The sequence below is a fragment of the Campylobacter sp. W0066.2 genome, assembly GCF_024723515.1.
GTDB lineage: Bacteria > Campylobacterota > Campylobacteria > Campylobacterales > Campylobacteraceae > Campylobacter_D.
In genome coordinates this window covers 64,706-77,556 of sequence record NZ_JANQCV010000009.1, presented here as the reverse complement: position 1 = coordinate 77,556, position 12,851 = coordinate 64,706, and the positions used below count along the sequence as shown (strand labels likewise).

The 12,851-nt window shown below is 30.8% G+C and carries 15 protein-coding genes, 1 tRNA gene and 1 pseudogene; 7 read left to right on the top strand and 10 right to left on the bottom strand.

All coding sequences use genetic code 11. The annotated features are described in order from the left end of the window. The 6 genes from sodB to CAMP18498_RS05445 form a co-directional block, all read right to left on the bottom strand. Positions 1–618: superoxide dismutase [Fe] (gene sodB, locus CAMP18498_RS05470; protein ID WP_337197923.1), on the bottom strand; the 618-nt coding region annotated here is incomplete at its 3' end. A 68-nt stretch (positions 619–686) separates the two neighbouring features. Beyond that, positions 687–1,196 (bottom strand): anaerobic ribonucleoside-triphosphate reductase activating protein, encoded by a 510-nt coding sequence (gene nrdG / locus CAMP18498_RS05465; RefSeq protein ID WP_337197922.1) that lies wholly within the window; start codon positions 1,194–1,196, stop codon positions 687–689. Then, the gene (locus CAMP18498_RS05460; RefSeq protein WP_337197921.1) at positions 1,168–3,447 is read right to left on the bottom strand and encodes an anaerobic ribonucleoside triphosphate reductase; all 2,280 of its coding nucleotides are present in this window, start codon (positions 3,445–3,447) and stop codon (positions 1,168–1,170) included. Before CAMP18498_RS05460 ends, nrdG begins: the two co-directional genes overlap by 29 nt. Before the next feature lie 229 nt (positions 3,448–3,676). Continuing rightward, positions 3,677–3,802, bottom strand: a complete 126-nt coding sequence (locus tag CAMP18498_RS05455) for a hypothetical protein (protein ID WP_337197920.1) — start codon at positions 3,800–3,802, stop codon at positions 3,677–3,679. A 213-nt stretch (positions 3,803–4,015) separates the two neighbouring features. After that, positions 4,016–4,090, bottom strand: a tRNA-Glu gene (locus CAMP18498_RS05450). A gap of 69 nt (positions 4,091–4,159) precedes the next feature. Next, positions 4,160–4,918, bottom strand: coding sequence for an exodeoxyribonuclease III (locus CAMP18498_RS05445; RefSeq protein WP_337197919.1), 759 nt, complete (start codon positions 4,916–4,918; stop codon positions 4,160–4,162). 102 nt (positions 4,919–5,020) lie between these two features. Here CAMP18498_RS05445 and CAMP18498_RS05440 point away from each other — a divergent pair, with 102 nt between their 5' ends. From CAMP18498_RS05440 to pyrC, 4 genes are read left to right on the top strand one after another with little or no spacing between them, the layout of a single operon-like run. Continuing rightward, a complete protein-coding gene (locus tag CAMP18498_RS05440; protein ID WP_337197918.1) occupies positions 5,021–6,568 on the top strand; it encodes a phosphoethanolamine transferase in 1,548 nt (515 codons plus the stop codon). Next, positions 6,568–6,939, top strand: a complete 372-nt coding sequence (locus CAMP18498_RS05435) for a diacylglycerol kinase (RefSeq protein ID WP_337197917.1) — start codon at positions 6,568–6,570, stop codon at positions 6,937–6,939. The genes CAMP18498_RS05440 and CAMP18498_RS05435 overlap by 1 nt, the downstream gene beginning before the upstream one ends. Beyond that, a complete protein-coding gene (locus CAMP18498_RS05430; RefSeq protein ID WP_047207845.1) occupies positions 6,924–7,154 on the top strand; it encodes a helix-turn-helix domain-containing protein in 231 nt (76 codons plus the stop codon). Before CAMP18498_RS05435 ends, CAMP18498_RS05430 begins: the two co-directional genes overlap by 16 nt. Positions 7,155–7,162: 8 nt before the next feature. Further along, positions 7,163–8,155 carry a dihydroorotase gene (pyrC, locus tag CAMP18498_RS05425; RefSeq protein ID WP_337197916.1) on the top strand — a complete coding sequence of 331 codons (993 nt, stop codon included), beginning with the start codon at positions 7,163–7,165 and terminating at the stop codon, positions 8,153–8,155. Between the two features lie 9 nt (positions 8,156–8,164). On the opposite strand, the gene CAMP18498_RS05420 is transcribed toward pyrC, so the two are convergent. Further along, a complete protein-coding gene (locus CAMP18498_RS05420; RefSeq protein ID WP_337197915.1) occupies positions 8,165–8,863 on the bottom strand; it encodes a class I SAM-dependent methyltransferase in 699 nt (232 codons plus the stop codon). Between the two features lie 60 nt (positions 8,864–8,923). Between CAMP18498_RS05420 and CAMP18498_RS05415 the strand changes: the two genes are divergently transcribed. Genes CAMP18498_RS05415 through CAMP18498_RS05405 form a run of 3 tightly spaced genes read left to right on the top strand, consistent with a single transcriptional unit; the run spans position 8,924 to position 11,308 of the window. After that, positions 8,924–9,760 carry a metal ABC transporter solute-binding protein, Zn/Mn family gene (locus CAMP18498_RS05415; RefSeq protein ID WP_337197914.1) on the top strand — a complete coding sequence of 279 codons (837 nt, stop codon included), beginning with the start codon at positions 8,924–8,926 and terminating at the stop codon, positions 9,758–9,760. Further along, positions 9,757–10,506 carry a metal ABC transporter ATP-binding protein gene (locus CAMP18498_RS05410; RefSeq protein WP_337197913.1) on the top strand — a complete coding sequence of 250 codons (750 nt, stop codon included), beginning with the start codon at positions 9,757–9,759 and terminating at the stop codon, positions 10,504–10,506. The genes CAMP18498_RS05415 and CAMP18498_RS05410 overlap by 4 nt, the downstream gene beginning before the upstream one ends. Further along, on the top strand, positions 10,499–11,308 hold the full coding sequence (locus CAMP18498_RS05405) for a metal ABC transporter permease (RefSeq protein WP_337197912.1): 810 nt from the start codon (positions 10,499–10,501) through the stop codon (positions 11,306–11,308). The genes CAMP18498_RS05410 and CAMP18498_RS05405 overlap by 8 nt, the downstream gene beginning before the upstream one ends. Positions 11,309–11,336: 28 nt before the next feature. Here the strand turns inward: CAMP18498_RS05405 and CAMP18498_RS05400 are convergent. The 3 genes and pseudogenes from CAMP18498_RS05400 to rpmI all read right to left on the bottom strand — a co-directional run bounded on the left by CAMP18498_RS05400 (position 11,337) and on the right by rpmI (position 12,849). Then, a pseudogene (locus CAMP18498_RS05400) lies at positions 11,337–12,228 on the bottom strand (DNA ligase). Then, a complete protein-coding gene (rplT, locus tag CAMP18498_RS05395; protein ID WP_039617097.1) occupies positions 12,206–12,559 on the bottom strand; it encodes a 50S ribosomal protein L20 in 354 nt (117 codons plus the stop codon). The pseudogene CAMP18498_RS05400 and the gene rplT overlap by 23 nt, the downstream one beginning before the upstream one ends. A gap of 98 nt (positions 12,560–12,657) precedes the next feature. Continuing rightward, positions 12,658–12,849, bottom strand: a complete 192-nt coding sequence (gene rpmI / locus CAMP18498_RS05390) for a 50S ribosomal protein L35 (RefSeq protein WP_039617094.1) — start codon at positions 12,847–12,849, stop codon at positions 12,658–12,660. Positions 12,850–12,851: the final 2 nt, after the last annotated feature.

The following is a 12,851-nucleotide window of genomic DNA, read 5'->3' as shown; positions in this document are numbered from 1 at the left end:
TACTGAATTCATACCTTCTTTAATAGCCCATTCATAAGCTTTTACTACAAATTCCCAGTTAATGTGTGTGTAGAATTTGTCTAAATACGCAGGGCGTGCATTACGGTGATCTACATAGTAAGCATGCTCCCATACATCAACTACTAAAAGTGGAACTTTACCTTCAGTGATAGGTGTAGCAGCATTGCTTGTAGCTACTAATTCTAATTTTTGATTTTGAGTGTTATAAACTAGCCAAAACCAACCAGAACCAAATACTCCTGTAGCACCTTTGATAAACTCTTCTTTTAAATTTTCCATAGAACCAAAGTCTTTTTCAACTGCTGCTTTAAACTCAGCGCTCAAAGAACAGCCACAGCCACAGCATGTTTTTGGCTTAATGCAATCAAAATAAAAGTCATGATTATACACTTGAGCAGCGTTGTTAAAAACTCCACCATTTGAATTTTGTATGATATAAACTAAATCTTTTCCTGCAAATTCAGTATCTTTGATAAGATTGTTTAGGTTATTTACATAAGTTTGGTGGTGTTTGCCATGATGAAATGCAAAAGTTTCTGCACTTAAAAAGTCTCCAAAAGCGTCTGCTTCATAAGGTAGTTTTCTTAATTCAAACATATTGTTCTCCTTTTTTTAAATTTTATAGCATTCTAACATAGTTAAATTAAAAAAGACTAAACGAGTCTTTATTTTTCAAAAAGTATTACTTTGCCTTGCTCTAGGCTTTTTGCCACATCGATAATGCGTTGGTTTTTACTACCTTTAAATTTTAAAGATAAGTCTTTTTGCTCTAAAATAAACTTCCCATCTATCAAAACATCAGCCAAGATAAGCAATTCTTTCATAACTTGCTCTTGCAATAGCTCTTCATAAGTAAAACCTGTATATATAGTAAGATCAAGCCCCAAAGCTTTAATGTGTTTTGCCAAAATGCTTAAATTTTTTGCTTGCATAAAAGGCTCCCCACCACTAAAAGTAACACCTTGGAGCAAAGGATTTTTACAAATATCATCATATAAACTTACTAAATCTTGCAAATATCCTTTGTTGAAATCATGCGTTTGTGGATTATGACAACCTTTACAATGATGAAGGCAACCTTGAGTAAAAATCACATAACGCAAACCATAGCCATCAACTATGGATTCTTTTACAACACCGGCTAATCTAAGAAAAATCGTGTTTAATTCTTGCATGAACTTCAGCTTTTTTAGCGTCATTAAAACGATCAAGTATTCCTACTAAATAGCCTGTGATTCTTCTTATGCGTTCAAATTTAATATCATCTTCTTTTCTATGACACTTTGGACAAAACTCATCTATCACGCCACTATAACCACACACTGGATCCCTATCTAGTGGAAAATTAATCGAACCATAACCTATATTGCTTTCTTTCATACATTTTATAATGCGTTCAAAACTTTCTAAATTCTTACTCACATCGCCGTTTAATTCTACATAAGTAATATGCCCGCCATTATTTAACTCATGATATGGGGCTTCTATTTGAATTTTTTCATATATACTAATAGGAAAATCTACAGGAATATGAAAAGAATTAGTATAAAATTCTTTATCGGTTATGCCTTTTAAAATGCCGTATTTTTTTTGGTCTAGCTTTAAAAACCTTCCACTTAAACCCTCAGCTGGAGTAGCTATGAGCGAAAAATTAAGCTTATCTTTGAGTGCTTTTTCATCGACAAATTCACGCATAAAACGCACGATTTGTAAGCCAAGCTCCCTTGCTTCTTGACTTTGTCCATGATGAGAACCTATCAAAGCTATTAAACTCTCACAAAGCCCTATATAGCCTATAGCCAAAGTCCCGTGTGCTATGATTTTTTCTACGCTATCATTTTCTTTTAAAGAATCTGAATCTATCCAAATTCCCTCGCCCATTAAAAATGGAAAATTTTTAACCTTTTTTAGACTTTGAATTTTATATCTATGAAGTAATTGCTCATACACAAGCTCTAATTTTTCTTTTAAAAATGAGTAAAAAAGCTCTAAATTTCCTTTGGCTTCTATGGCTAAACGCACAAGATTTATACTTGTAAAGCTTAAATTTCCCCTGCCGCTTGTGATTTCTTTGCTCTCATCATAAACATTTGCCATGACCCTAGTTCTACAACCCATATAAGCCACTTCGCTATTATAATCACCCTTTTTATAGTATTTTGCGTTAAAACTTGCATCTAAAAAGCTAAAATTTGGAAAAAGTCTTTTCGAAGCACATTCTATGGCAAGTTTAAAAAGCTTATAGTTAGGGTCTTTTTCATTATAATTAACACCCTCTTTTACTTTAAAAATTTGCACAGGGAAAATCGGTGTTTCGCCATTTCCTAAGCCTTTCATCGTGGCTTTGAGTAAATTTTCTATTACCATTTGCCCTTCAAAGGATATATCGGTGCCATAATTTAGCGTGCTAAAAGGCACTTGGGCTCCTGCTCTTGAGTTCATAGTATTAAGATTATGCACCAAAGCTTCCATGGCTTGATAAGTAGCATTTTGTGTTTCGACGAGTGCTTTTTTATACGCGTAAGCATTAGCTTTTTCTAGGAAGTCTTGTTGGTAGCTTGGTAAAGCTTTCAAAAGTGTTTTTAAGCATGCTTTTTCACATGAAGCTTGAAAGTTAGCATTTTCAAAGCATTGATCATCTAAGTTTTGCTCTAATTTTATTTCAAAAAATGCTTTTATGGCTTTTTTATACTCTTTTTGAAAAGTTTTTGCCACGCCTTTTGCCATGGCAAAGTCAAAATTAGGTATAGATTGACCTCCGTGCATTTCGTTTTGGTTAGCTTGTAGGGCGATACATGCTAGCGATGCATAAGATCTGATGTCATTTGGCTCTCGCAAGCTTCCATGCCCTGTGCTAAAACCATTTTCAAAAAGCTTTAATAAGTCTATTTGACAGCAAGTTTGTGTTAGCATATAAAAGTCTTTATCGTGTATGTGTATATCGCCATTTTTATGTGCATTTGCGATATGTTTTGGCAAAATACACTCATCTATATAGTATTTTGCGCCTTCTGAGCCATATTTTAACATCATTCCCATAGCGCTATCTGAATTAATATTTGCATTTTCTCTTTTTAAATCAGCTTCTTTAGAATCTTTAAAAGTTAAATCATCATACAAACTAAGTAAATCATAACTACCATTGCGAATTTGTGTTCTTTTTTGTCGGTATAAAATATAAGATTTTGCAGTATTGACTAAGGCATTTTTGATTAAAACTTCTTCAACTTTATCTTGAATTTGTTCTACTTGTATGTGTTTTTCATCAAGTAAAGCCACAACTTCATCACAAAGCTTATCTAAAAAATCATTATTTAATTTTTCATCTGTGGAATTTATATTAGCTTTAAAAATAGCATTTTTGATTTTAAAAATATCAAATGCAACTTGGCTTTTATCTCTTTTTATAATAAATTTTATTCTCATGGAAATTTTCCTAAAAAATAATCTCTAAGTGTTTAAAAACAGCACTTTGACAAGATAAGTTTAGTACAAAAAGTTGATGAAAAACTTAAAAAATAAAAAGAAAAATTCACACAAAAAATGTGTGAATTAGATCAATCAAGCTCTATGCCTTTGATAGTATAAATTTTATCAATTCCGCGATTTCCAAACATTTTATGTGTATTACAATGACTTTGGATATTCCACTCTTCTAGCTCATGATGAAAATTTTTACAATTAAAAAATCATCAATCAAAGATACATCTATATCTTTTAGAGAAATTCTTTCATTGTGCACCAAATTCATTAACTCGTTTTTGTTTTTAGGTTTATACATATTGTCCTCCTTTTTGTACATTTTAAAAAACAATTGTGAAGTCAATGTAAATTTAAAAAATAATTAATGAAAATTTTGAGAAAATTAATAGCTATTAATTTAAAAATAACTTAATTTAAATAAAAAAATAAATAAAAAATATTTATTTAAAATAATGTAACTTTTTGTAAAAAATGACAATGATTATCAAAAAAGTGAATATAAAATAAGAAGTGGTGACCCATACGAGACTCGAACTCGTGTTACCGCCGTGAAAGGGCGATGTCCTAACCGCTAGACGAATGGGCCAAATTGCAGTTTAAAGATAAAATTATAACAATTTTTACTTAATAATTATTTAAGGCATTAAAAAATACCTTAAATATCTATTTCTATTCCTACAGGAGCATGATCTGAACCAAAAATATCGTCTCTTATGAAGGCATTTTTAAGCTTATCTTTCAAGCCATTAGAAATGAAAAAATAATCAATCCTCCAGCCTACATTTCTTTCTCTTGCTTTCATCCTATAACTCCACCATGAATACTTTTCTTTAACATCGCCATTTATATGTCTAAAAGTATCTATAAAACCTAATTTTAACAAATCATCTATCCAAGCACGCTCAATCGGCAAAAAACCTGAAGTTTTTTCATTAGCTTTTGGGTGAGTTAAATCTATCTCACGGTGAGCAGTATTTACATCTCCACATATTATGATTTCTTTACCTTCCTTTAAAAGCTTATCTAAATACACTAAAAAATCATTATAAAATTTCATTTTAAAACTCAAACGCTCTTCATCTTTTTGACCATTTGGAAAGTAGATATTAAACAAAACTATATTTTTAAAGCTATGTTCTAAAACTCTACCCTCATCATCATCAAAAAATTCACATTTTTTTGTTTCGCAATCAAAATTACACAAACTCATTACACCTGAATATCCTGCCCTTTTAGCGCTATTTGAATACATATGTTTAAAAGGATATTCATAAATTCTTTTTGGAAATTTATCCTCGTGTGCTTTAATTTCTTGAAAACCTATAAAATCAATTTCTTCTTTTTCAATCCAATCAAGTGCGCTTTTATCACAAATTGCCCTTAGACCATTTACATTCCATGATAATAATTTCATATTTTAGTCCTTAAATCTATATTTAAAGTAAAATAATATTATAAAATATTAGATTAACTATTTTTGTTTATAATTATAAGTTTAATATATTGAAAGGAATTTATGAAGTTTTTAAAAGTATCTTGGCTCCAATTTGTTTTTTTAAGTGCTATCTATATAAGTGGTATTAATCTAAAATTATTTTCTTATATTCATGAAAATTTATATCTTCATAATAATGAAACTTCTATTATCTTATATATAATTATATATTTTGCGTTATTAGTTGGAATTTTTGCTCTATTATTTTTACCTTATCTTAGCAAAATTTTAATGATTTTTTTAATAGGTGTAAGTTCTATCAGTAGTTATTTTATGACAAATTATGGTGTAATTATAGATCATGATATGATTAGAAATGCTGTACAAACCGATCAAAAAGAAGTATTTGACTTGATTAATTTTAATATTTTTATTTATATATTTTTCACTTTTGTAATCCCTACATTTTTAATCATAAAAACTAAAATAGAATACTATAGTATTAAAAAACATTTGATGATAAAATTTAGCACTTTGATTGTTGCTTTGATTGTTGCTTTTGGATTGGTTGGAATTTTTTCTAAAAGCATAGTACCTTTTTTAAGAACTTATAATAAAGTGAGAGTTTACAACACTCCTTTTTATCAAATTTACTCAGCAATTAAATATATAAAATTAGAAGTTATTCCGCAAAAAGAGCTACAAAATATAGCCTTGGACGCGAAAATGGAAAAAGACTTAAATAAAACTATGGTTCTAATTATAGGAGAAACTGCTAGAGCAAGTAATTACTCTTTAGGTGGTTATAAAACCAACGATACGAATTTTTACACTAAAAATGAGCCAAATTTAGTATACTTTAACAATGTAAGCTCATGTGGAACTGCTACAGCAAAAAGTCTACCTTGTATGTTTTCAAGACATAAAAAAACTACTTTTAATAATAGTTTTTATGAAGAAAATGTCTTAGATATCCTACAAAGAGTTGGAGTTAAGAGTATTTGGCTTGGTAATAATTCAGGGGGTTGTAAAGGAAATTGCGATCGCATAGAACACAACTTGATTTCAAAAGATTATGATGAAAGTTTAATTGAGCTTGTAAAAGAACAATTACAAAATCCATCTTCAAGTAAAATAATAGTTGTTCATCTACAAGGCTCACACGGTCCAACTTACTATAAACGATATCCTGATAAATTTAAGAAATTCATACCAACTTGCGATACAAATGAATTACAAAAATGCTCCCAAAAAGAACTGATTAATACATATGATAATACTTTACTTTATACAGATTTTATTATTAAAACCCTTATAGATTTACTACAAAAAAGTCCTTTGAAAAATGCTTCTTTATTATATATATCAGATCATGGTGAAAGTTTAGGAGAAAATGGAATTTATCTTCATGGTATGCCTTATTTTATAGCACCAAAAGAACAAACCCACATTCCTATGATATTTTGGAGCAAAGACGGCAAATTAAGCCAGGATCTACAAAGTAAAAAAAACTATAAACTTTCTCAAGATAATCTTTTTTCAAGCCTATTGGGATATTTTGGTGTAAATAGCAAAGAGTATGAAGCAAATTATGATATATTTAGTAAGAATTTAGAGGAAAATCCTTAATGAAGCCAAAGTATTCTTTATTTAAAAATACAAGCTATGCCTTTAATGGAATTAAATTTTTACTCCAAGATGAAATGGCTTTTAGGATAGAATTTACCATTATTATGCCTTTGATTTTTGCAAGCTTATTTTTGCCTGTAAGTTTTTTAGAGCATTTTGTGCTTGTGTTTGTTTTGGTGCTAATTTTAATCGTAGAAGCACTAAATTCTGCCATAGAAGCTTGCGTGGATCTTTGCACGAGTGAATTTCACATCTTAGCTAAAAAAGCAAAAGATTGTGCGAGTGCTGGGGTGTTTTTTAGCGTGGTTTTAGCTATAATTACTTGGAGTTTTATTCTTTTTGATTTAGTTAGAGAATGGATGATAAAGTAAAAACACTGTGTGCGAAAATCTTTGGTAAAAAACGCTTTGAAATTTTAGAATTTTTAGCCCTTCATGCTGATGATGATGGTTTTGTCTTTGCAAATATAGAAGAACTTTCTAAAAGGTTAAATATCAGCAAACCTACCATCATTTCTACTTTTAAATTTTTAGAAGAAAAAGCTTTACTTGAAAAACTCAAAAACGGCTTATATAAACTCAAATAGGAGATAAAATGACACTTAAAAACCCTTTGGATATGCATTTACATTTACGCGATGAAAGTATGCTCGAACTTGTAGCCCCATTTAGCGCAAAAGACTTTAAAGCAGGGGTTATCATGCCAAATTTAATCACCCCACTTACTGAAATAACTGCACTCAAAGCTTATAAAGAACGCATTTTAAAAGCATGTAAAAATGAAGATTTTACACCTTTAATGACTTTATTTTTTAAAGACTATGATGAGAATTTTTTAGAAAAAGCTAAAGATGAGCTTTTTGCTATCAAGCTTTATCCTGCAGGTATCACTACCAACTCAGATAATGGAATTTCAAGCTTTGATATAGAAAAGTTAAAGCCTACACTAAATGCTATGAGTGAATTAAACATACCTTTGCTTGTGCATGGCGAAACAAATGATTTTGTAATGGATAGAGAAGCAAATTTTGCTAAAATCTATGAAAAATTAGCTAAAAACTTTCCAAAATTAAAAATTGTAATGGAGCATATCACCACTAAGGTTTCATGTGATTTGTTAAAAGATTATGAAAATTTATACGCAACTATCACTTTACATCATTTGATGATAACGCTTGATGATGTAGTGGGTGATAAGATGGATCCGCATTTATTTTGCAAACCTATTGCAAAACGCTATGAAGACAAAGACGCTTTATGTGAGCTTGCTTTTAGTGGCTATGAAAAGGCTATGTTTGGAAGTGATAGCGCACCTCATCCTTTGCATACTAAAGAATGCTGTGGGTGCGCAGCTGGTGTATTTAGTGCGCCTGTGATTTTACCTGTGTTAGCTGAACTTTTTGAAAAACATTCAAACGAAACAAATTTACAAAAATTTATTTCAGATAATGCTTGTAAAATCCATAATCTTAAATTTGAAAAAGATAAAATCATCACTTTAGAAAAACAAGAATGGCAAGTAGCACAAAAATACGGCGATGTGGTGCCATTTATGGCAGAAAAAATTTTAAATTTCAAGGTGCAATAACCTTGAAATTTAACCAACAATCAAAAGTTTTATCTTAGCTTCTACAATCTCTTCTACCTCATCTTTTACAAAGCTTTCTAGCTCTTGTTTGTTTGCATTAACACCATTCATACTCAAATGCCACAAAGCATTTTCTATCGCACTTTCTTTGTCTCTTTTTACCACTCTAGTTTCATTAAAAACTTCAACCTCATAAGAGATATTTTGTGCATTTAAAAAACCTTGCAAGTCCTCTTCATAAAAACCTTTAAAATGCGTATTAAAATGCTCAAATATAGGATCTAAAAAGCTACTTTTACGCCTACTTGCCCAGCCTAAATACACCTTTTTAGAAGCTAAGCTTAAAAAAGCTTTATAGTCCTTTTCATTTTGCAAAGCAGGAGACATACTCAAAAAGGCTAAATCAAATTTTGTATTATTGTTTTTATAAAAGTTTTCAAAATCTAAATTTAAAGTTTTTACATTTGATATGGCATGAGTTTTTGCATCTTCTTGTAAAATTTCAAGCATAGCACTAGAGCTGTCTACACCCAAAACACTTTTTGCTTTTTGTGCTAAATGCAAAGTCCAAACACCACTCCCACAACCTATATCCACCACGCTTTTACCTTGCAGGGATCCAAGTTTTGCAAAAGTAGCTTTTTGAATTTCGTTTAAATCAGGATTATATCTTGCATAGCTTTTTGCTTTTTTATTCCATAAATTCATCTTCACTCCTTATTTTTTCTAATATAGTATAATATTTTTTTGTTTTTAGAAAGGAAAATTATGCGAGTATTGTTTTTATGTTTGATTTCATTTTTAAGTATATACGCCAAAGACTTGGTAAGTGTTAGTATAGCTCCACAAGCTTACTTTGTAAAGCAAATTGCTAAAGACACTTTGGATATAAATATCGTTATACCGCCTAATGCAAATGAGCATACTTTCGAATTTAAACCAAGCGGTATTTTAAAGCTTGAAAAAAGCGATATTTACTTCACTGCGAATTTGGAATTTGAAAAAATTTGGATTTTAAAACTTAAAGATAATCTCAAAAATACCAAAATCATCTCTACTCAAAATGGCATTGATTTTATACCTTTACAAGAGCATGCGCATGAAGGACACCATCATCATGGAGACGACTTTCACACATGGCTTGATCCACTTTTAGCAAAAACTCATGCTAAAAATATCACTTTAGCGCTTATAGAACAATATCCACAAAATAAAGCATTTTACGAACAAAATTTAGAAAATTTCTTAAAAGAAATGGATACATTAAATTTACAAATACAAGCTTTATTTAAAAATGCAAAAAACAAGCACTTTTTAGTTTATCATCCATCTTGGGGGTATTTTGCAAAAAGATATCATCTAAGCCAAATTCCTATAGAAATAGAAGGAAAAGAGCCTAAACCAAAAGACTTAGCCAAACTTGCAAAACTCATACAAAAAGAGCAAATCAAAGCTATTTTTATACCCAAAGGAGCTAATAACAATACCATTAAAGCTATGGCAAGTAATTATAATCTTAAAATCATAGAACTTGATCATTTGCCAAATGATTATAAAAATGAGCTTTTAAAAGATGCAAAAAACATAGCAAGCGTTTTACAATGATAAAAATCAATATTAAAAATTTAAACTTTTCATACAACCAAGATGAGGTTTTAAAAAATATCAACCTAAACTATGAAAGCAAAGACTTTTTAGCCATAGTAGGGCCAAATGGCGGGGGTAAATCTACACTTTTAAAACTCATACTAGGCTTGCTAAATAGTCATAAAAACATAAACTTTGAAAACTTAAGTTTAAAAGATATGGGTTATGTCCCACAAAATACTTTAGCTAATCCAAACTTTCCAGTACGCGTGCTAGAAGTGGTGATGATGGGAAGGGTGGATAAAAAATTCTTTGGTTTTTATACCAAAAAAGATCAAGAGCAAGCCTTACTATCCTTAGAAAAAGTAGGTATGAGAAATTTTTGGGATAAAAAAATCAACGAACTAAGCGGAGGTCAAAGACAAAGAATTTATATAGCAAGAGCCCTAGCAAGTGAATGCAAGCTTTTAATCCTTGATGAGCCTACTGCAAGTATAGATACTAAAGGCTCTGTGCAGATTTTTGAGCTTTTGAAAAAATTACACGAAAACGGGGTTGGTGTGATAGTAATATGCCATGATTTAAATGTAAGCTTAGCTTATGCAAATAAAATCGCATATTTAAACAAAGAATTATTCTTACATGAAAACACCCCTGAAAAAAAGGCACATTTACTAGCACATTTAAGCCAAAATCACACGCATTTTTGTGATGTGGAGCTTAGCTTGGAGCAGTGTTGCTGTGAAGGAAAAAACCATGCTTGAACTTTTATCTAGCTCTTTTATACAAAATGCTTTTTTGGCTGCATTTTTAACTAGTATTGCTTGTGGGATCATGGGGACTTTGATCATGATCAACCGCTTAAGCTCTATGGCAGGAGGCATTACGCATGGGGCTTTTGGGGGTATAGGTATAGCATTTTATTTTGGTTTGCCAGTACTTGTTAGCACGAGTTTATTTACTCTTTTTTTAGCCTTGCTTGTAGCATTTTTAGTGCAAAAATATCCTTTTAGGAGTGATAATATAGTCGGTGTTATATGGGCTTTTGGAATGGCTGTTGGTATCATACTCATAGACTTAACTCCTGGGTATAATGGTGATTTAATGGGGTATTTATTTGGTAGTATTTTGTCTGTACCTACACAAGATATAGTTTTATTTGCAGTAATTGATGTGATTTTTGTCATTTTAGTATTGCTTTTTTATCGTCAATTTGAAATTCTAAGCTTTGATAAAGAATTTGCAAGCTTAAGAGGGGTTAAAACTAATCTTTTTCATTATCTTTTAATCGCGATGATGGCTTTTTGTATCGTTATAAGTATCAAAGTAGTAGGGCTTATACTTGTGATAGCTTTGCTTAGCATACCTGCATTTATCGCTGAGAGCTTTTCTAAAAAGCTTGGGCAAATGATGATCATCTCTACGCTTTTGAGCATAAGTTTTTGCGTGATAGGACTTTTTGTGAGTTTTTATTATAACCTTGCAAGTGGAGCTTGTATCATAGCAAGTGCTTGTGTGGTTTTTGTGCTTTATCTTTGTTTTAGCGCCTTTTTAAAGAAAAGTTAAAATTTACTTTTACTTTAAAACGCTATTTTCATACACTCTTAAAAAAACTAGCAAATTTTGGTTTTCCATTTTCGGTTAAGCCGTTGTATTTAAAAGTGATGGTGGCACCAACTGGTTGGAGGGTTTAAGCGATCGCTTTCTTTAAAGCCTGAGCCTATCTTAAAACTTACTTTTTTATCCTCAATCACTGCTTCACAAAGTAAAGATCCCATTTTACCTTCAAATTTTCCCTTACCTTCAAAATGCTTTTTTACAATACATTCTGCATCATCAAAAGGTTTTAGTTTAAAAGCATTGTTTGGTCTTTTCTTTTCATAAGGTGCGTTGTTTAATCTTATGATTATACCCTCGCCCTTATGAGAAATAATATCTTGATAAAATTGTTCTAAATGATTTTTGTCTTTAATGCGAATTTGTGGGATGATTTTTATAAAATCATTTGGATTTTTAGCTAAATACTTTTTTAAAACATCTAATCTTGCTTCTAAAGTACAAGGATCAAGTTTAAATTCCTCGCAAGCATTTGGTACATCAAAGACATTAAAACTTACTTTTTGCCAAATTTTTTCATCAAGATTTTCTTGGCGTATTAAAGAAGAAATTTCTTCAAAAGAAGCTCTTTTTACCCAAAGTTATCCATCTAACTCAAATTTAAGAAAATTTTTTGTGAAAAATAAAGGAAGTTTTATAGCATTTCCTGCTCTTGTTTGCATAGACTTACCACTCCAAAGACCTCTTATACCATCGAGTTTTTCGCTCATGAGATAATGGCTTAAATTTATATCTTTAAATGCTTTTTCATCATAAACTTTAAAAAGTAAAATATCTTTTGCAAAAAGAGAGTTTAAAAAGAAAGTAAAGAGAAAAACAAGGCTTATAAAAAGCCTTGTAGTAAGATTAAAGTGCTTTTTTAGCAGCATCTGCTATTTTAGCAAAAGCAGCTGCGTCGTTCATCGCTAAATCAGCTAAGATTTTTCTATCAAGTTCAATGCCTGCTTTTTTAAGACCATTTATAAATCTTGAATAACTAATATCATTTAGTCTGCAAGCTGCATTGATACGCACTATCCAAAGACGACGGAAATCGCGTTTTTTGCGGCGTCTATCGCGATACGCATAAACCAAACTTCTTTCTAATTGTTCTTTAGCTTTTCTAAAGTGTTTGCGGCGACCACTATAAAAACCGCGCGCAAGTTTTAAAACTTTTTTATGTCTGCGGCGTCTTACAACACCTGTTTTTACTCTTGCCATATTTATCCTTTCACAAATTGGCGTTCGTTAAACGAATCTTGCCCTTTAAAATAAGGGGAGTTTGAATGACTTTTGTCAAAAACTAAATTTAAGCGAGCTTAAATTCCTAACATTTTTTCAACCGCTTTAACATTGGTTGAGTGAACATACTTAGAAGTGCGAAGATCACGCATTCTTTTAGCAGGTTTTTTAGTCAAAATGTGGCTTCTATAAGCAGCGCCTCTTTTGATTTTATTTTTACCTACTTTGAAGCGTTTAACAGCACTTTTAACGCTTTTCATTTTTGGCATGT